Raw genomic sequence first — 18,569 nt, 5'->3', positions numbered from 1 at the left:
TCGGACATGCGTGAGTTTTCTTCCCCACGCCTCGCGAGGTGAGCTGTCGGGTTCGGGCAGGGAACAAGCCCGGCCGCATGTCAGGAACTCCCAAATCCTGTGCCTTCGACAGCAAGGAAGACGGTTCCTCATTGCTGCCAACGGCCCTGCGGCTTCACCCCAAGGCCACCAGGTTCGGTGGCCGGGTATTGGTTCCCCCGCTCCTGCCATCGGGTTTTTGTTTCCGGCGGGTGGGGGCAGGGATTCGGCGTGCACCCGTCGGGTGCCCGGCCTGTCTCCGGGCACGGCGAAGACCATAACCACAACGTCGGGCGAGGCGACAAGGATTGAATGGTCGACGTGAAGAAGAGCACACTCCCGCGCGCCTTCTTGAGATTGGCTGCCGGCCCTGGTATCGCGCGCGCACGCGCGCTCATTAACTTGGCGGGCGTTTCGGGATGGAGGGTTCGGGCCGACTGATCACGCTCGCGAAAGATCGCCGGTATTGCCTGCGCTGCGAGTAATTCGCCGGAATCGGAGCCAAGGCTACCGCTCGCTGCGTATCCCGTCACTAACGAGGGCGAAAATTTATATTCTTGTACTGATGGAGGTTCGGGCGTCGCGTCATGTGAGATACGCAATCGTAACTATGAGTTAACGTTAGTGTATCTTTCGTCGCCGACGAGCCTGCCGGGGGGTCGGATCGAGGGCTCGGAGCGCCGCCCCGTCGAGGCCTGGGGTGATCTTGTGGGGGTGCGTGCAGACTCGGACCTCCTCGTCGCTGTGGCACCCGTGGTGCCTCTCGGTGTCTCCTTGATAGCCCATAGTCACATCGGTGGCAATGGGGGTGAATTGCCGGGGTGAATTGCCGGGCCCGTGTCGACCAGTCCGGCCAGCCCGCTGTGGACGGCGGCGCGAACTACGTCCGCGCGCTTCGGTGAGGGGCGGGTCGGGCGAGCCTGTCGCGAGCCGGACGTTTCCCGGCCTGTCCGGACGAGGCCGGAGATTCCGGATGGCGGGCCCGCTGCCGCGGTGGTGCGTTCCGTCCAGCGATTCGCCGCTTAGCGCCGTTCCCTCACTGTCGTGCGAGCCCGTGGGTGGCCGAAACGGTCGAAGAGGCCACATGGCAGCCCACACGAAGCTTTGCCCAGGCGTGGGTGGCCTTGGCGCCGAGGCGTGGTCTGAGCAGGTCGTCGGGCCGCCCCGCTTTCTGCACGGGATCGGACCACTGTGTCCCTGAGGGTGTCCTGGCTCGGTATGGCAGGCGATGTGCCGTCGCCAGGCCGCACGATCTTCGTGGGGCTCTTCCGGGTGGTTGACGTCCCGGATCGCGCCGGGCGCGGGCTGGTCACCCGACGCCGGAGACTGGTTAGTGAAATAGATCACACACTGCGGTCGGCTGGTCGTCCGGACGTCCGGACGGGTGAGCGTCAGCGGCCGGCGTTGCCGGTTGAGATCACGTGCGGGCGTGTCGGTGGTAGCTGGACGGCCGGGGCGGGCCGTCGTACTGCCCGCGGCGACAGGGAGCCGGAGCAGCGGGAGAAGGAGATAAGGAGAGGGAGATAGGAGACAGGGAGGAGATGGAGACAGGGAGCGGGCGACGAGCCGCGGGGAGCGGTGCGCCAGGAGCTGCGAGGAGCGGGGAGGTAAAGAGCCGGAGCCAGGCATGCGCGGCCGCGATCGGTGAGCCTTCTCCATCCCACGTCTGTCGGGCGCTGTAGCCACAGGCCAGAGCCGACGATGGAAAAGGCTCAGTCGGTGCGCACACGGACGATGCACCGGGCGGCATCAGGCGAGCGGAGTGCTCCCGGGAACGTGGGCGCCCCCGGGAGCATGAACGGACTACTGAGGTCCATGCCGGACCAGCGTGGCCCGGCTCAAATGTCGAACAACGGACCGGGCAGAGCCCGGGTGGCGTCTGTCAGACGCCGATCGAGCGGCCCGCGGACCGCAGGTCAGAACAGGCCTGGGCGACTCGTGCCGCCATCGAGGTCTCCGCGGCCTTCCCGTAGGTGCGCGGGTCGTAGGCCTTCTTGACCCCGACCTCGCCGTCCACCTTCAGGACCCCGTCGTAGTTCCGGAACACGTGGTCCACGATGGGGCGGGTGAAGGCGTACTGGGTGTCGGTGTCGACGTTCATCTTGATGACACCGTAGTCGAGCGTTTCGCGGATCTCGGAGAGGTCCGAGCCGCTGCCGCCGTGGAAGACGAGGTTGAACGGCTTGGCGTCGCCACCGAGGCCGAGCTTCTCGGCCACATGCTGCTGGCCCTCGCGAAGGATCGAGGGCCGCAGCTTGACGTTGCCGGGCTTGTACACGCCGTGAACGTTGCCGAACGTCGCGGCCAGCATGTACGCCCCCTTCTCCCCTGTTCCGAGCACCTCGGCGGTGCGGAACATATCGCCGGGAGTGGTGTAGAGCTTCTCGTCGATCGCGCCGACGACGCCGTCCTCCTCGCCGCCCACGACCCCGATTTCGACCTCCAGCACGATACGCGCGGCCCGACAGTCGGCGAGCAGCTCGTCCGCAATCTTGAGGTTTTCCTCGAGCTCTACCGCGGAACCGTCCCACATATGGGACTGGAAAAGCGGATCCCGTCCCTGCGAAACTCGCTCACGGGAGATTGCGATAAGTGGGCGAATGTAGGTGTCGAGCTTGTCCGCCGGGCAGTGATCCGTGTGCAGCGCGATGTTTACCGGGTATGCTTTGGCGACGTGGTGCGCGTACTCCGCGAGTGCCTCGGCCCCGAGTACCATGTTCTTGATTGTTGTGCCTGAAAGGAACTCGGCGCCGCCGGTTGAGACCTGGACGATTCCGTCACTGCCGGCCTCCGCGAAGCCCCGCAGCGCCGCGTTGAGGGTCTGCGACGAGGTCACGTTGATGGCGGGGTAGGCGTAGGCGTTCGACTTCGCCTGGCTGAGCATCTCGGCGTAGACGTCTGGGCTGGCGATGGGCATCGGTGGAGCTCCTCGAAAGGTCTAGGGGCGCCCGACCGCCCGGTGGCACCAAGCCACCGCGGGCCGTGGCGCCGGACGCGCCGCCGAACCCGCCACCACCCCCCGGAGATCCCGGGGCGCGGTTGCGCCCGACGCGTGCCGACGGCAGGTGTTGGCCGAAGGGTATGACGTCACCCGGCTCGGACGGGTGTGGTTCCACGTGACATCGCCGGAAGCTGGTCGGATGTCTCATCCTGATCGCGCTCCGGCGGCAGACTGGCCTCGTGGACATCGAAGACCTCTCTGGGATGACCCTCTACGCCATCCTCTTCGCGGTGATTTTCGTGGAGAGTGGGGTCCTGGTCGGCTTCTGGCTCCCCGGCGACACCGTGCTGTTCGGTGCGGGTCTGGTCGCAGCCGACCCGTCAGCCGACGTCTCGATCCTCGTACTCGCGCTCGGTGTGCCGGTGGCGGCGAGCCTCGGCGCCGTTGTCGGGTATGCGACCGGCCGTCATCTCGGCCGCCCCTACCTCGAACGCCGCCATGCGGGAGCGCTGGTTCGAACGGAGGACTTTTATCAGCGCTTCGGCGCGGCCACGCTGATCGCGGCTCGGTTCGTGCCCTGGGCGCGGACGTTCGCCCCGGTCCTGGCCGGCGCGGTGTCGATGCCCAGGCACCGGTTCGGCGCGGCAGTGATCGCCGGGGCCGTCATCTGGGGAACCGGCCTGGTCCTGCTCGGCTATGCGGCCTCAGCCGTTCCCGGCCTGCGCGATGCCGCGGTCTGGATCGGGGTCGTGGTGATCGTGGTGTCCGTGCTCGCCGGGGCGGGGGCGAGCTCATGCGCAGGCGGGTGGCCCGCTCGCGGAGTGTGGAGGACCCCGCGGGTACGAGTGCGGGCTGATCCGCTCCCGTACCCCCGCGTCGCTTTAGGCGCGCTGCCGTATTGGGTGTCCGTTGCTCGTTCTGTCGTGATCAGGTCCGTACGGTTACTGATCGTGGGCTTCGTCGGGCGAACGTGTGGTCGCGTGAGCGATCACACCGAGGTGCCGATCACACCGAAGTGCCGATCACACCGCGGCTGGAATGCACGCGGAACCTCCTGAACGCGCGGGTACGGGCCGGTCGGATTCTGGCCGGCCGGGCCGGTCACGCCCGGTCGGTGGACCCCGATCCCGCGGCGGACGGATACGGAGGCCTTCCTGCCGGCCTTTGATCGTGTTCGTGGTCCTGCTGGGTCTGGCGGCGGTCTCCGGTGTGGGTGTGCCGAGCATCGACGTTGCTTCGATGGCGTTACCGGCTTCGAGTGCCGAGGCGGCCAGCGCCGCGATGTCGGGTCGTGACGGTCAGCTCTCCGCCGATCACGCGCGTGTCGCGGCCGGTGTGGACACCGCGCCCGAGGGCGCGTCAAGGAGCCGCCTGCCCGCCGTGGTGATCCCCAGGGCAGCTCCGCGTCCGGCGGACGCACGCCGCACGGCGGACCCACCGACGACGAGACGGGCGGCGACTGCGCCGTCGGCGCGGGCGCCCGCGCACCCCGTTGTCGTCAGCCGTGGTGACGGCGAGATCCATGAGGTCACGGACGATGACGCCAGGGGGAGCTCCGAGCCCGGCGGCAGCCCAGCGCAACCTGGCAGTCCGGCGCAACCCGGTGGCACCCGGCCGAACGGCGGCCAGCCTGGACGAACTGCGTCCGGTGCGACCGGCACCGACGCCGACGGATCGGCCGACGTCGAGTCCGGGAAGAACGGGGAGTCCGGGCAGGTCGGTAGGCGACCGGTTGCCGCCGACCAGGCCGCCGCGGGTGGGCCGGAGCTGCCCGGTAGCCCCCCGACGGCCAACGGCCCGGCAACGGTCGCTGAGCCGGACCCGGCCCCCGGCGCCGGACCCGCCGGCTCCGCGCAGTCCGGTCCGGACAGCGGTACGGCTGCATCCCGGCCGGAACCAGCGCCGGCTCAGCAGCCTTCCGCATCCGCCTCCGGCGCCGAGCCCGCCGCCGGCACATCCGCCGACTCAGGCACAGCCCCCGGCTCAGGCGCCGGCACGGCCACCGGCAGCAGCACCGGTGCCGCTGCCGGCACCACGCCTGCCGCCGGCACGGCTACCGCCGCGGGCACCGAGCCCGCCGCCGCCGTGGCTACCGCCTCCGGCACTGCCGCTGACAACAGTGCCGCGCTCATCGCGCAGGTCATCGCGCTCACCAATGATCAGCGCGTCGCGGTCGGATGCCTGCCGCTGGCGATCGACTCCCGCCTGAGTGCCTCGGCGCAGGCCCACAGTGACGACATGGCGAGCCACAACTACTTCAGCCACACCGGGTTGGACGGGAAGTCACCGTTCGACCGGATCACGGCTGCCGGCTACGACTTCTCGGTCGCGGCAGAGAACATCGCGGCCGGTCAGCGGGCCCCGGCAGCCGTGGTCGCCGACTGGATGGCCAGCCCGGAGCACCGGGCGAACATCGTGGACTGCGAGCTCACCCAGATCGGGGTCGGGTACGCGACCGGTGGTGACTACGGCACCTACTGGGTCGAGAACTTCGGCACCGGTGCGTGAGAGCGCTGACAGCGCCGCACACGCCGCCTCGCTTCTCGGCGCGGCACCGCGAGTCCGACCGGCCGGCGCCGGTGACCCGGTACGTCCCGTTGAGCCTTTTCCATCTCGCGGTGCAGGGTCGGGGACACCGCAGGTTCGAGCCGACGATGGGAAAGGCCCACTGAAGATCTGAGGATTCTGGTCGTTCTGGCGACCACGATCCTCAGATCCTGCCTGGTACAGCAGCAGCAGTAGCGGCGGCACGGACGGGGCGGCAAGTCCGCTCGCACCTGCCACCTTTGTGGACGTCCCATCTGTCCGGCGGCGGGCTGTCGGACGCACCGGGTACGATCTCTCGCCACCGACCCAAGGTCGGGCGGATCTCGTCCGGCGAGGTCGGCACCAGTAGATCACGTATTCTCTGGTCCAAAACGGACCGGTGTGTCGGATTCCGGCCGTCGGCACGCGCGGAGCGCGGACCAGCCGAGCGGATCGGGCAGCGGGTGGGAGGGCGATTGGCTCGGTCGGTGGTCACCGGCGCGGCCGGATTCCTCGGTGGCGCTGTGGCGCAGGAGCTCCGCCAGCGGGGCGACGAGGTGGTCGCGCTCGACGTTCGGCGCGGGCCCGGTATCACGCAGGCCGATGTCACGACCGCCGGCGACTGGGAGAAGGCGCTCGACGGTGCGGACCTGCTCGTCCACGCCGCCGCGGTGGGCATGGGCGGGGTCGGCGAGCTCACGCCGGTGCGGGCGGGCCGGGTGACACCGCCGAGTCGTGTCACCACCGCGCAGATGCGCAAGGTGCTGCTCGGCGGCACCGCGACGGTGCTGGACGCCGCCCAGCGAGCTGGCGTGGGCCGGGTGATCCACCTGTCCTGCGTGAGCGCGCTGGGTGGCGACGCGCCGATGCTCGCCGACGAGTCCGCGCCGGTAGGTCTCACCGGCGAGCCACGTGCGGACGCGATCGCCGCGGCCGAGCAGACGGCGAACGCCGCCGCGGCGCACGGAGCGCCCGTCACCGTGCTGCGGATCGCGGACGCCTACGGCCCCCGTGCCGGGCGTTGGACGCTGTGGCCGGTGCTGCTGATGCGCGCCGGGCGGTTCGTGCTCGTCGACGGCGGCGGAGGCCGGCTCAGCCCCGTCCACGTCGACGATGTGGTCGCGGCGGTGACGGCGGTGGCCGCCGCTCCCGTCGATGTGGTCGCCGGCCGGGTGCTCCATGTGACCGGTCCCGAGGCGACGACCGGCGCCGACTTCTTCGGCCGCTATGCGGCGCTGGCGGAGGTCAGGCCGCCGAGATCGGTCCCCGCACGGCTGTGCGAGGTCGTTGACGCGGTTGATCGGCTGCCCGGCCGGTCTCGGTCGGCGTCAGGCCGCCGCCCCGGGCTGCTTCGCGGGCTCGGCGCCAAGCTCGTCGTGAACGTGGATCCGCGGGTGCGGGTGGATCTGGGCCCGCTGACCATCCAGGATCTGACCAGGACCGGAACGGTGTCCGGGCGCCGCATCGCCGAGCTCGTCGGCTGGGAGCCCCGGGTCGACCTTGACGAGGGGATGCGCCGGACCGGCGCCTGGCTGCGTGACCGGGGGTTGCTCGGCGTCACGGAGCCGGCGCGCCGTGGGTGAGGGCCCCACCCTCACCACAGCGCGCATGCGCGCACTTCCACTCACGGTCTGGAACGTCGGTTTCGTGGCCGAGGAACTAGCCCAGGCGATGGTCCTGGCCGCCCGAGGCCGGCCGGTGCGGCTTGCGGCCGGCGAGCTCTTCGGCGGTGCGCTCGACTCCGCCCCCGCGGCAGCGGATTCCGCGGCCACGGATCCGACCGGAATGCGCAGGGAGCTGAGGCGGCGAGTCAGCGCCGGCACCGGGAGCCTCACCTGGGTGTTGCGCGGTCAGGACGGCGCGGCGCTGGGGCTGTTGGCCGCGGACACGCATCGCGCCCGCGCGGTGGTCGGCGTTCGGGTGAGCAACCCGTATCGGCGTGACGGTTTCGGCGGTGAGGCTGTCCAGGCGCTCGCGAGCTGGCTGGAATATCGGGGCCTGGTGGTCGGGAGCCGGATCGGGGTCGGCGACGTGGTCGGCAAGCGCCTGGCCCAGTCGACGGCCTTCGTGCCGACCGGAGTACTGCTCACCGAACGCCGAAGATTGTGGATTCGACCGCCACTGTGACCGCTCGGGGTGGCTCCGCAGTGTGTCGGTTGCTCAACCGGTGATCTGTTACGCAACGTTAGTAATGGCGGAACCGTTGGGCTGCTGGTGCTGAAGTGTGGCCCCTCGCGTGGGCCGCCCGGGGTGGGACTGGCGACGGTGGGAGGCGGAACGCCGCGGCCCGCGCAGTGCGGCCCCGATACCGCCCGAACGTGCCAATGGTGCTGGTCAAGGGCTTCCCCTCCACCCTGCGAGGGTGGTATTCGTGGAGGCCCCTCAGGGGCGGGGTGTCGGCGATCCGACAAAGTTTCTTCGTGGTTTCGTGGACAGCCCGGCTCGGTCGGACACGCCGACGCCACGAGCCCCCTGTTCAGAACGTGACGTCCTGGGGCACCATAGGAGTTGATGTCGCCACCGGTAGCCGGTCGCCCAGCGGTCGGCCGGTCCGGCTGAGGCATCCGCGACGAGTGGGGCCGTCGTGGCTCGGAAGGGGAACTCGCACCTTCGCGTCACCTGCGTCTGGAGGTCTGCACGATGAGCGTGGATGCCCGTAGGGAGGTTCCGGCCGGAACCAGACCGAGCGAGGTCACGTACGACCACCTGATCATTCCTCCGCACTGGCGCCGGCCGGCGGGTTCGACTCCCGGGTCACCCAACACGCTTTTCCCGCGTGGAGAGCAGACAACCGCGCCGCCGCCCGGTCCCGCCGTGACCGGCGCGTCGCCGATCAACCCGGTCACCGGCCCGATGACGGGGCCGCTGCTCGTCGGCACCACCGCACGCGCGTTCGCCAAGCTGGACGATCTCGTTCGGCTCAGCGAGAACGACCGTGCGGTGATCGACGAACGGCGGGCCGAGGCGGAGCGGGCCCTGCGGTCGATCTTCCCGCCGCGTTGTGCTCTTCCGCTCGTGGGTGTGGCCACCATCGGTTCCGCCGGGCGCGACACGATGATCCGCCCGCTCGACGAGGTGGACATCTTCGTGGTCTTCAGTGCCGCGAACAGCGCCTGGAAGCGTTTCCGCTGGGATTCACGCGATCTTCTCGTCTGCGTCCGGAACGCGATCGGTGGCGACCGGGTGCAGACGATCGGCACCCGTGGGCAGGCCCTGCGCATCGTGTACGACGCCGCGCCCGACGTCCATCTGGTGCCTGCCTTCGACCACCCCCGCGCCGGCTACGTGATCCCGGACAGGGTCGGTGGCTGGTTGCCGACGCGCCCGGAGCGCCATGCCAGCTGGACGATGGACCTCGGGCCCCGGGTGATCTCAGCGGTCCGGTTGCTCAAGGCGTGGAACCGGGTCTGCGGGAGCCACCTGCGGTCGTTCCACATCGAGGCGCTCGCCGGGCAGGTGCTCGCCGGCCGTGGGCTCAACACCCGCCAGGGCCTCGCCGAGGTCTTCCGGTACATGGACGAGATCGGCCTCGCGGTCGGTGATCCGTCCGACATCCGGGGTGATCTCTCCAGCTACCTGCGTCGGGACGATCTCGACGACCTCGCGGTGTGTGTTCGGCAGGCGCGTGACTTCTCGGCCCGCGCGGTCGCGGCCGAGCGGGCCGGCAGGCACGAGGAGGCTGTGAGCCTGTGGGGAACCGTCTTCGGGCCGGAGTTCCCGACCTTCGGGTGACATCCCACCAAGCCCGCTGAGGTCAGTTTCGCGTCGTTGACGCGTGGGCTCCGCCGGGCCGAGCCGGGAGCGTTCCGCCTGCGCGGCGGCAAGCTGGCGTGCCTCCCGCGCGTCCCGTAGACGCGCCTGGATTCGCACCGGGCCACCCGTGGAATCCAGGTGGACGTCCGCGAGACCCAGCAGGCGGTGCAGCGGTCGCGCGACCAGCTGAATGCTCTGGACCTTGTTGTGCGGGATGATGTCGGTCCGTTGCCAGAGGCGTCCGGAGCGAGTGACGAAAACCTGGTCGTCGTGGCCGCAGCGGAGCTGGCGCCAGCGGAACGGCGCCAGCAGCCGAGCACGGCCCGGTGGTGGCAGCAGCTGGACGTCCGCCAGGCTCACACCGGGCAGCAGGCGTTCGACCAGCATCACCGCCTGGGCCCGGGGCGCCACCGGCAACAAGGTGCTTCGCGCGTCGCCAGCCACGTTGACCTGGACCTCCACCCAGTCCGGCCAGCGCCACAACGGTGAGCTGTGCAGCCGGATCGCCTGCACCCGACCATGCGGAACGGTGTGATGAGCGCGATCGAGCAGGCCGCCTCGAATACGCAGGCCGTCCGGCGATTCCGACACGGTGAACAGGTAACCGCTCGCGAAACGACGGAAGGACGTACGCCAGACACCGACGAGCGCGGGCGTGACCGCGACGAAGCCGGCGAGGGTTCCCGTGAACAGCGCCGGCGTGACAAGCAGTACGGCGGCGGCGAGGGCCAGCCACGGTCCGGGAGAAAGCGCGATGGACGCGGCCAACCGCCGCGGCGGGACGATGGTGAGCGGGCGTTCGGGCGCCTCGCCCGCCTCGGGGGCGATTCCGGCGGCGCGGGCGAGCAGCTCGGCCCGCAACGTCCTTGCCCGGTCCAGCGACAGGTAGCTCAGGCTGGTGACCGACTCCTCGTCTCCGTCGTGCGCGCCACCGAGGTCCAGCCGCAGCGCGGCGAGTCCGGTCGCGCGGGCGATCAACGACTGGGTGATCTCCACCGACTGGATGCGGTCGAGACGTACGTCGCGGAAACGTTTGACGAGAAGTCCGGTTTCCAGCCGGATGCTGTCGGCCCCGACCCGGTAGCGGGTGAACCGCCAGGCGCAGTATCCGTAGGCGGCGGCCGAGGGAAGCAGAACCGCGAGAGTGGTCAGCACGCCATGCGTGCTCAGCTCGTCGGCGAAGTTCCTCAGCACGCTCGCCGCGACGGCCGCGACCAACAGCCAGCCCCGCAGGAGCGGTGTCAGGGGGTGCAGGTGCTGATACCCGTCACCCTGGCCGGCGGACGGGCCGGCGGCGTGGTTCGGGCCGGCGGGGTGGTCCGAACCTGCTGTGGTCAAAGCCCGGCTGCCCGGGAGCGGCCGCGCGCGGCCAGTGAGTCCCGAAGCCTCGCGGCCTCGTCCGGCCCCAGCCCGGGAATGACCGCGTCCGTCGTGGCCGCGGCGGTGTGCAGGCGCACCTGGGCCACCCCGAACCGCCGAGAAAGCGGGCCGGAGGTGACATCCACCAACTGCATCCGGCCGTAGGGGACCACGACGAGTCTGCGGACCAGCACGCCGTGCTGGATAAGCAGGTCGTCGTCGCGTTCGGCGTATCGCCAGGCCGCCCATGCCCGGCCGATGGACCGCCAGGCCAGGGCGGCCGCCGCAAGTGGGACGAACCCGACGAGAAGGCCCGGAAAACCCAGGAGACCGCCTCCGGCGAGCGCGGCGAAAACGCTGAGCGGGAGCGCGACGGCGGCGAGCAGCAGGCGGCGTAGTCGACGGAGCTGGGGTGACAGCCCAGACCAGCATTCCGGCGGAACCCGCCAGATGTCCGCCATCGCTGCGCTGTCCGGGGCAGGGCGCGCAGCGGTGTGCATGTGGCAACCATAAGGTCTGCACCCCGGCGTTCCCGCTCATTTTCGCAGTGGTAGTCACCGTGTGGCCGGCATTGACCAATCTGACTACGGATTGGCCGGAACGAAACCTGCGCGTGCGCGGTCTGTTTGTGTGCGTTCAGTAAGCCTTTTCCATCTCACGGTGCACGGTCGAGGACGCCGCAGGTCCGAGTCGATGACAGGTCCGCGTCGGCGACGGAAACCAGGCTCAGTCGTCTCGGCCGGTCCTCGCCCGCGCCCCCTCCTGGGAACGCGGGTGGCCGTGCTCGGGCGGTGCCGGGGCGTCATGGTGAAGGTCGTCGCCCTGAAGGTGGTCGCCCTGAAGGTGGTCGCGCTGAGGGTGGTCGCCCTGAAGGTCGTTGTCCTGAACGGTGTCGTGACGAGGGCTGTCGTGCGCAAGCAGGTGGACCTCGGTGAGCATGTCGTCCACAGCCACGGAGTCGGTGGGGGCCGGGTGGACGACACCGGCCGCGCGGGGCGCCGCGGCGAGGGCTGGGCGGCTCGGCCACCACACGGCGGGGCCCACGTCCAGGGCGAGCGCCGGCACCAGCACCGAGCGGACGACGAGCGTGTCGAGCAGAACCCCGAAAGACACCAGAAAGCCGACCTCGGCGAGCTGAACCAGAGGGAAGATCATGAGCACCGCGAAGGTGGCGGCGAGAACGACTCCGGCCGAGGTAATCACCCCGCCGGTTACCGCCAGTCCGCGGCGGACGCCCGCGGCGTGCCCGATCTGCCCCGCCTCTTCCCTCACCCGGGTCATCAGGAAGATGTTGTAGTCGACGCCGAGCGCCACCAGGAAGATGAAACCGACAAGCGGGAGCGCCGGGTCGATGCCGGGGAAATGGAAGAGGTAGCGGAAGGCCAAAGCGCTCGCGCCAAGAGCGGCGAAGAACGACAGCACAACCGTGGCCATGAGCAGGACCGGTGCCACGATCGCTCGCAGCAGCAGCCCGAGGATCAGCAGGACCACCAGGAGGACGACCGGGATGATCACACCGCGGTCGCGGATCGCGGCGTCGCGGACGTCGAGGTTCACCGCGGTGTTCCCGCCGACCAGGGCGTCGGCGCCGGGTACCGCGTGGACCGCGGTGCGGAGGTCCTCCACGGCGTGGAACGAGTCGGTGCTGTCGGGCGCTGAGTCGAGCACCACCAGGAACTGCACCAGCTCGGACGTCCGACCGCTTTCAGCTGCGCCGACCACTCCGGGTGTCGCGCGGACCGCGGCGGCCACCTCGTCCGCGTGACCCGCGTTCGCGACGACGAACGTGGGCGCTGTGACGCCCGGGGGGAAGCTCTGCTCGGCGAGGTGCTGACCCTTGACGGATTCCACCTCGTTGCGGAAGGCCTGGTCCTGGCGCAGCACGCCGGGAAGCACGCTCATGCCGATGACCAGCGCGCCCAGGACAGCCGCCGTCGCGAGCCAGATGCGGCGCGGGTGCCGGGCGATCGCGGCGCCGGTCCTCGCCCAGAAACCGGTCCGCTCGATCTGCTCGATGTGCTCGGGCTTGCCCAGTTCCGGTACGAACGGCCAGAACAGACGCCGACCGCCGACCACCATCGCTGCCGGGAGCAGCGTCAGCATGGTCACCACCGCGACGAGGATCCCGAGCGCGCAGACCGGACCCAGCCCGCGGTGCGAGTTCAACGTGCCGAGCAGCAGACAGAGCATGCCGATGATCACGGTTCCGGCGGAGGCCAGAATGGCCGGCCCGGCTCGGTGCAGCGCTATCCGCATAGCGGCGGCGGGCTCGGCGTGTCTGGTCAGTTCCTCTCGATATCGCGCGATGAGCAGTAGTGCGTAGTCGGTGCCCGCGCCGAAGACGAGTACCCGCAGCATGCCCGAGCTCTGGCCGTTGACCGTGAGATCGGCGTGTTTGGCCAGCAGGTAGATCAGGCCGGCGGCCATCTGGTCGGCGATGCCGACCGAAAGCAACGGAACGATCCAGAGGAATGGGCTGCGATAGACCACGAGGAGAATAACAGCCACGATGGACGCAGTGACGATCAACAGCGCGTCCTCAATTGTCGAGAACACGTCGTAGGTGTCGGCGATGAGACCGGCAGGGCCCGTGACCGCGATGGTGAGACCGGCGTTCCCCGTGGCGGTGCGCTTGGCGATCTCCCGCATCTTCTGGACGTTTCCGGTGAAGCGGTCGGCGTCCTTGTCCTGCGGCATCGGGACGGTGATCAGTGCTGCTCGCCGATCACCTGACGGAATGACCGCGGGTAGTTGTGTCGTCGCGAATCCCTGCAGCTCCGTGCGCAGGGCATCGGCGGCGGCCAGATCTTGGTCGGTCAGCGCGGTGTCGCGGTGCAGAATGACCACCGCAGGTACGGAATCCCCGCCGGGAAGTGTTTTCTGCGCTTCCAGCAGGCGGGTCGACTCGGCATCCTTGGGAAGGAATGCGGAGGCATTATTGGTCTGTGCCTCGGTGAGCTTGAAGGCGAGCGGACTGATTGCTATGCCGGCCAGCAGCCAGCACGCGACGATCAGCCAGGGGAACAGCCGCGTTGAACGCGCGGCGGCGCGACGCGGCCGGATCATGCGGTGCCCTCTCCTTCGGTCTCCTCGCCGATGCTGCCAGCTCGGAGCGTCTCGCGCGCGTCGCGTTCGATGATCTGTTCACGCGATCAGGGGGAAGTGGCGGCCGCCTGTGACGGAATGTGCACAGATGATGGCTGGATGTGGTGGAGGGTTCGTAATTAGCTGACAATCTGCGCTCCGTCAAGGGCGGTACCGGGTACCTGATCCGGCGGACTGCTGTCCCGACAACGACCCGCCACATCGACCGACCGCAGCATTTTCTGCGGCATTGTGGAAGAAGGTCGCCGTGGCCTGTCGCGGGACGCGGTGAAATCTTCCGGCTCGATCATCAGAATTCGGGCCGCCGTTGTCAGGGGGTCTGACTGATGGTTGTTTGGGGCGCCGGTCGGCGACTGGTGGATTCCTCGCTCCCCGGTCGCGCGGACACGATTACGGGCCGGCGGCACTCCGCGCCGGGACCATGGCGTCGTGGATCCGCGGCCCTCGCCCGCGGCGGTCTGGTGATTTCCGTCGCGGCTTTGCTGGCGTCCTGCCAGAGCGGCGATCTCACCGCGATCAATCCGCCGGGAGCGCCTGGTGCCACCGGCGCGCCACCCGCTGTCCCGGCGTCGCCCGCGTCCACCGAGGTGCCACTGGACGCCGAAGACTACGTCCTGATGGAAGGAGCACTCACAGCCGGTTTCGCGGCGTCTCCGCCCAGCGCACAGTCAAATTCGGAGGATATTTCGCTGGGTTCGGTGGGGCAGTGCCTCGGCGTCTCGGACGATCATCTCGACGACTATCAGGACACCGCCGACGGTCCCAAGTTCACCAGCGAAGCCGACGCCATCGTGGCGATATCCTCAACCGCGTCGATCGTGTCCACCGAAACGGCCGCCGCCCATCTTGAGCTCCTCAACAATCCGCGGTTCGGCGAGTGCTTCGGCCAGGCGATCCAGCAGCAGTTCGACGCTGTCTCCGAGCCGGGAAGCGAGATCAAGGTCGTCGCGATCGAGACACCGCAGGCCCCCTCCGGGGCACGCGCGCTGCTGCGGATGAGCGTGAGCGTGAAGGCTGGCGGCGAAACGCTCGGACTCGTCCTGGACAACCTCTTCCTCATCGAAGGACGAGTCGAGGTGATCGTGACCTACTCGAATGTCGACAACAACCCGGCGGATGTTCATCTGCAGCGGATCACGGACCAGATCGCCGGCAGGCTCCAGCTCCAGTAGGGAGGTGCCAGCCGGGGCCGGCAGGCGCTGGCAGGTGCTGGTGCGCGGGCCGGCCCGTTGGACGCGGTCGATCAGCGCGACGCCCAGGCCGCCGCGATCTCGGCGGCCACCGCCACGTTGTTCCGCACGACAGCGATGTTGACCTCAAGGCTCGCACCGGCGGTCTCGGTGTGGAAGGTCTCCAGCAGAAACGGGGTGACGGCCTTGCCGCGCAGGCCGAGCTCGTCCGCCTGCCGCAGCGCGGTGCGCAGAACGTCGTCGTGGATGGCCTCATCGAGGGCCTGACCTTCCGGCACCGGGTTCGCGACGACGATCGCGGACGTCAGGCCGAGGCGATCTCTGACCGCCATGGCCTCCGCCACCTGCGCGGCGTCGTCCACCTGCCAGTCGAGCCGATGGCCGGTGGCGGGGAGGTAGAAGCCGGGGAAGTCCGAGGTGCGCCAGCCCAGCAACGTGATCCCGAACGTCTCGAGGCGTTCGATGGTCGCGTCGACGTCCAGGATGGATTTGACGCCCGCGGCCACGACGGTGATCGGTGTGGCGGCCAGCGTCGGCAGGTCCGCGGACTCGTCGAAGGTCTCGGCCGCGCCCCGGTGTACACCGCCGAGGCCGCCGGTGGCGAACACCCGGATTCCCACCCGGGCGGCCAGCACGGAGGTGGCCGCGACCGTCGTGGCGCAGGTGAGACCCAGCGCCGCGGCGGCCGGCAGATCGCGTACGGATGCCTTCGTGACTCCGGGGTCGCCGGCGATACGCCCGAGCGTGTCGTCATCCAGCCCCACGGTGGGCACGCCGTCGATCACGGCCACCGTGGCGGGGGTGACGCCACGGTGGCGCAGCATCGCTTCCAGCTCCACCGCTACGGCCCGGTTGCGGGGGCGCGGCAGCCCATGGGCGATCAAGGTGGACTCCAGCGCGACCACCGGCGAGCCGGCGGCCAGCGAGGCCTCGACCTCGGCGGAAACCGACAGACCTGCAACCTCCCGCGCCACCCGTCGACCCTACGCGGAGAGGACTGGCGCGGGAGGCCCGGTCAGATCAGATGGCCGGCGCGCCGACCGTGGGATGCACGGTCAGCGCCGACCGCTTCGGGTCGACGTCGACGACGACCTCGTTGCCGTCCCTGATCTCACCGGCGAGGATCTCGCGGGCTAGCTGGTCCCCGATCGAGGTCTGAACCAGCCGGCGCAGCGGCCGTGCCCCGTAGACCGGGTCGTAGCCCGCGTCGGCGAGCCAACCCTTCGCGGCGTCGGTGACGGTGAGATCGATGCGGCGGTCGGCGAGCCGCCGACGAAGCCGGTCGATCTGGATGTCGACGATCCGGGTGAGGTCCTCCCGCCCCAGCTGCTCGAAGACCAGGACGTCGTCGAGCCGGTTGAGGAACTCCGGCTTGAAGGCATCCCGCACGGCCACCATGACCGAATCCCGGCGCACCTGGGGAGGCAGCGTCGGGTCGGCGATGAAGGCCGATCCGAGGTTCGAGGTGAGGATCAGGATCGTGTTCCGGAAATCGACCGTGCGGCCCTGGCCGTCGGTCAGCCGCCCGTCGTCGAGGACGGCGAGCAGCACGTCGAAGACGTCCGGATGGGCCTTCTCGACCTCGTCGAGCAGGATCACGCTGTACGGGCGCCGCCGGATCGCCTCGGTGAGCTGACCGCCCGACTCGAAGCCGACGTACCCGGGAGGAGCGCCGATCAGGCGGGCCACCGAGTGCTTCTCGGCATACTCGCTCATGTCGATGCGCACGACCGCCCGCTCGTCGTCGAACAGGAAGTCAGCCACCGCCTTCGCCAGCTCGGTCTTGCCGACACCGGTCGGCCCGAGGAACAGGAACGAGCCGGTGGGCCGGTCCGGGTCGGCGATGCCGGCCCGCGCGCGGCGGACCGCGTCCGACACGATGCGCACGGCGTCGTCCTGCCCGATCACCCGACGGTGCAGCTCCTCCTCCATCCGCAGGAGCTTGGCGGTCTCGCCCTCGAGCATGCGACCGGCGGGAATGCCCGTCCAGGAGGCGACGACCTCGGCCACGTCGTCCGGACCGACCTCCTCGCTGAGCATCGCGCCACCGGGGGAGTCGGAGCCGGCGAGCGCGTCCGTTGCTGCCGCGAGCCGCTTCTCCAACGTCGGGATGGTGCCGTAGCGCAGCTCGCCGGCCTTGGCGAGATCGAGGTCGCGCTCTGCCATCTCGGCCGCGCGGCGGGCGTTCTCCAGCTCTTCCTTGATCTTCTGGACCTCGGAGATCGAGTTCTTCTCGCGCTGCCAGCGAGCGGTCAGTGCGGAGAGCTCCTCGCGCTTCTCGGCGAGCTCTCGCTGCAACCGCTCCCGCCGCTGCCGGGAGGCGTCGTCGTTCTCCTTCGACAGCGCCATGTCCTCGATCTCGAGGCGGCGCACCGCGCGCTCGAGCTCGTCGACCGCGACCGGCCGGCTGTCGATCTCCATCCGCAGCCGGGATGCGGCCTCGTCGACCAGGTCGATCGCCTTGTCCGGCAGGAAGCGGGCCGTGACGTAGCGGTCGGAGAGCGTGGCCGCGGCGACCAGCGCGGAGTCAGTGATCCGCACGCCGTGGTGGACCTCGTAGCGCTCCTTGAGCCCGCGCAGGATGCCGATGGTGTCCTCCACCGAGGGCTCCCCGACCATGACGGGCTGGAAACGACGCTCCAACGCCGGATCCTTCTCGATCCGGGACCGGTATTCGTCCAGCGTCGTCGCGCCGATCATGCGTAGCTCGCCGCGGGCCAGCATCGGCTTGAGCATGTTGCCCGCGTCCATCGCGCCTTCGGCCGCGCCGGCACCCACGACGGTGTGCAACTCGTCGATGAAGGTGATGATCTGTCCCTCGGCCTCGCGGATCTCGGTGAGCACCGAGGTGAGCCGCTCCTCGAACTCGCCGCGCAGCTTCGAGCCGGCGACCATCGACCCCAGGTCGAGGGAGACGATCCGCCGGCCGCGCAGGGATTCGGGAACATCGCCGGCGGCGACCCGCAGGGCGAGCCCCTCGACGATCGCGGTCTTGCCGACGCCGGGCTCACCGATCAGGACGGGGTTGTTCTTGGTGCGCCGGGAGAGCACCTGCACCACTCGGCGGATCTCGGTGTCTCGACCGATCACCGGATCGAGCTTGCCCTCCCGTGCCCGCGCGGTGAGATCGATGGAGTACTTCTCCAGCGCCCGGTAGGCCCCCTCGGGATCACGGCTGGTGACGCGCCGGGCACCGCCGCGCACGCGGTCGAACGCGCCGCGCAGGGCATCGGCGGTGGCCCCCGTGTCGGCGAGGATGCGCGAGGCCTCGCCGCCTTCCTCGGCCAGCGCCACGACGAGGTGCTCGACCGAGATGTACTCGTCGCTCATCCGCGCGGCCTGCCGCTCGGCGTTGTTGAGCACGGCGACGAGCTGGCGCGAGAGCTGAGGCGGCGCGACGTTGGCCCCGGCGGCCCGTGGGAGCCGGCCGACGGCGGCTTCTGCGCGCGAGCGGACCGCCGCCGCGTCGACGCCCACGGCGTCGAGCAGCGCGGCGCCGACACCGTCATGCGCTTCCAGCAGCGCGGTCAGCAGGTGCAGTGGGTCGACGAGCGGGGATCCGTCGCCGGTGGCACGGCTGATCGCGGAGGACAGCGCTTCCTGCGAGCGGGCGGTGAGACGGTCAGCGTTCATGGCGATCCCAGTGTCTCGGAGCGATCCGGTGTCAGGCGGCTCCG

At 69.8% G+C, this 18,569-nt stretch carries 11 protein-coding genes, 1 pseudogene and 1 riboswitch; of the genes and pseudogenes, 6 read left to right on the top strand and 6 right to left on the bottom strand.

Annotation, left to right across the window (positions count from 1 at the left end; genetic code table 11):
• Positions 1-12: 12 nt before the first annotated feature.
• A riboswitch (cyclic di-AMP (ydaO/yuaA leader) is annotated at positions 13-260 on the bottom strand.
• Between the two features lie 1,640 nt (positions 261-1,900).
• A complete protein-coding gene (gene fbaA / locus FREUN1FDRAFT_RS13770) occupies positions 1,901-2,935 on the bottom strand; it encodes a class II fructose-bisphosphate aldolase (RefSeq protein WP_006540675.1) in 1,035 nt (344 codons plus the stop codon).
• Positions 2,936-3,222: 287 nt separating this feature from the next.
• Between fbaA and FREUN1FDRAFT_RS13765 the strand changes: the two genes are divergently transcribed.
• The 5 genes from FREUN1FDRAFT_RS13765 (at position 3,223) to FREUN1FDRAFT_RS41450 (ending at position 9,217) form a co-directional block, all read left to right on the top strand.
• On the top strand, positions 3,223-4,017 hold the full coding sequence (locus tag FREUN1FDRAFT_RS13765; RefSeq protein ID WP_006540674.1) for a DedA family protein: 795 nt from the start codon (positions 3,223-3,225) through the stop codon (positions 4,015-4,017).
• 118 nt (positions 4,018-4,135) lie between these two features.
• A complete protein-coding gene (locus tag FREUN1FDRAFT_RS42990; protein ID WP_232295181.1) occupies positions 4,136-5,467 on the top strand; it encodes a CAP domain-containing protein in 1,332 nt (443 codons plus the stop codon).
• 494 nt (positions 5,468-5,961) lie between these two features.
• On the top strand, positions 5,962-7,068 hold the full coding sequence (locus tag FREUN1FDRAFT_RS13755) for an NAD(P)-dependent oxidoreductase (protein ID WP_006540672.1): 1,107 nt from the start codon (positions 5,962-5,964) through the stop codon (positions 7,066-7,068).
• The gene (locus FREUN1FDRAFT_RS13750; RefSeq protein ID WP_006540671.1) at positions 7,061-7,612 is read left to right on the top strand and encodes a hypothetical protein; all 552 of its coding nucleotides are present in this window, start codon (positions 7,061-7,063) and stop codon (positions 7,610-7,612) included. The genes FREUN1FDRAFT_RS13755 and FREUN1FDRAFT_RS13750 overlap by 8 nt, the downstream gene beginning before the upstream one ends.
• A 513-nt stretch (positions 7,613-8,125) precedes the next feature.
• The gene (locus tag FREUN1FDRAFT_RS41450; RefSeq protein WP_006540670.1) at positions 8,126-9,217 is read left to right on the top strand and encodes a nucleotidyltransferase; all 1,092 of its coding nucleotides are present in this window, start codon (positions 8,126-8,128) and stop codon (positions 9,215-9,217) included.
• Positions 9,218-9,313: 96 nt separating this feature from the next.
• Here the strand turns inward: FREUN1FDRAFT_RS41450 and FREUN1FDRAFT_RS13740 are convergent.
• From FREUN1FDRAFT_RS13740 to FREUN1FDRAFT_RS13730, 3 genes and pseudogenes are all read right to left on the bottom strand, one after another.
• A pseudogene (locus FREUN1FDRAFT_RS13740) lies at positions 9,314-10,393 on the bottom strand (PH domain-containing protein); the annotation flags it as partial.
• 179 nt (positions 10,394-10,572) lie between these two features.
• A complete protein-coding gene (locus tag FREUN1FDRAFT_RS13735; RefSeq protein WP_050795860.1) occupies positions 10,573-11,097 on the bottom strand; it encodes a PH domain-containing protein in 525 nt (174 codons plus the stop codon).
• Between the two features lie 226 nt (positions 11,098-11,323).
• Complete coding sequence (locus FREUN1FDRAFT_RS13730) at positions 11,324-13,663, bottom strand: MMPL family transporter (protein ID WP_006540667.1); 2,340 nt, start codon at positions 13,661-13,663, stop codon at positions 11,324-11,326.
• Positions 13,664-14,289: 626 nt separating this feature from the next.
• Here FREUN1FDRAFT_RS13730 and FREUN1FDRAFT_RS13725 point away from each other — a divergent pair.
• Positions 14,290-14,874 carry a hypothetical protein gene (locus tag FREUN1FDRAFT_RS13725; protein WP_232295180.1) on the top strand — a complete coding sequence of 195 codons (585 nt, stop codon included), beginning with the start codon at positions 14,290-14,292 and terminating at the stop codon, positions 14,872-14,874.
• A gap of 71 nt (positions 14,875-14,945) precedes the next feature.
• Here FREUN1FDRAFT_RS13725 and FREUN1FDRAFT_RS13720 read toward each other — a convergent pair whose 3' ends face one another.
• Together FREUN1FDRAFT_RS13720 and clpB are read right to left on the bottom strand one after the other, a co-directional pair.
• Positions 14,946-15,866 (bottom strand): pseudouridine-5'-phosphate glycosidase, encoded by a 921-nt coding sequence (locus FREUN1FDRAFT_RS13720; RefSeq protein ID WP_006540665.1) that lies wholly within the window; start codon positions 15,864-15,866, stop codon positions 14,946-14,948.
• Positions 15,867-15,912: 46 nt separating this feature from the next.
• Positions 15,913-18,525 (bottom strand): ATP-dependent chaperone ClpB, encoded by a 2,613-nt coding sequence (gene clpB, locus FREUN1FDRAFT_RS13715; RefSeq protein WP_006540664.1) that lies wholly within the window; start codon positions 18,523-18,525, stop codon positions 15,913-15,915.
• Between the last annotated feature and the right edge of the window lie 44 nt (positions 18,526-18,569).

The organism is Parafrankia sp. EUN1f, from assembly GCF_000177675.1.
In the GTDB taxonomy this organism is placed as follows: domain Bacteria; phylum Actinomycetota; class Actinomycetes; order Frankiales; family Frankiaceae; genus Parafrankia.
Note: the sequence above shows the minus strand (reverse complement) of the source record. Positions and strands in the feature narration are given on the sequence as shown.

Coding starts and splice junctions, on each gene's coding strand:
- fbaA (WP_006540675.1), bottom strand. CDS start 2,935: ATGCCCATCGCCAGCCCAGACGTCTACGCCGAGATGCTCAGCCAGGCG.
- FREUN1FDRAFT_RS41450 (WP_006540670.1), top strand. CDS start 8,126: ATGAGCGTGGATGCCCGTAGGGAGGTTCCGGCCGGAACCAGACCGAGC.
- FREUN1FDRAFT_RS13735 (WP_050795860.1), bottom strand. CDS start 11,097: ATGCACACCGCTGCGCGCCCTGCCCCGGACAGCGCAGCGATGGCGGAC.
- FREUN1FDRAFT_RS13765 (WP_006540674.1), top strand. CDS start 3,223: ATGACCCTCTACGCCATCCTCTTCGCGGTGATTTTCGTGGAGAGTGGG.
- clpB (WP_006540664.1), bottom strand. CDS start 18,525: ATGAACGCTGACCGTCTCACCGCCCGCTCGCAGGAAGCGCTGTCCTCC.
- FREUN1FDRAFT_RS13730 (WP_006540667.1), bottom strand. CDS start 13,663: ATGATCCGGCCGCGTCGCGCCGCCGCGCGTTCAACGCGGCTGTTCCCC.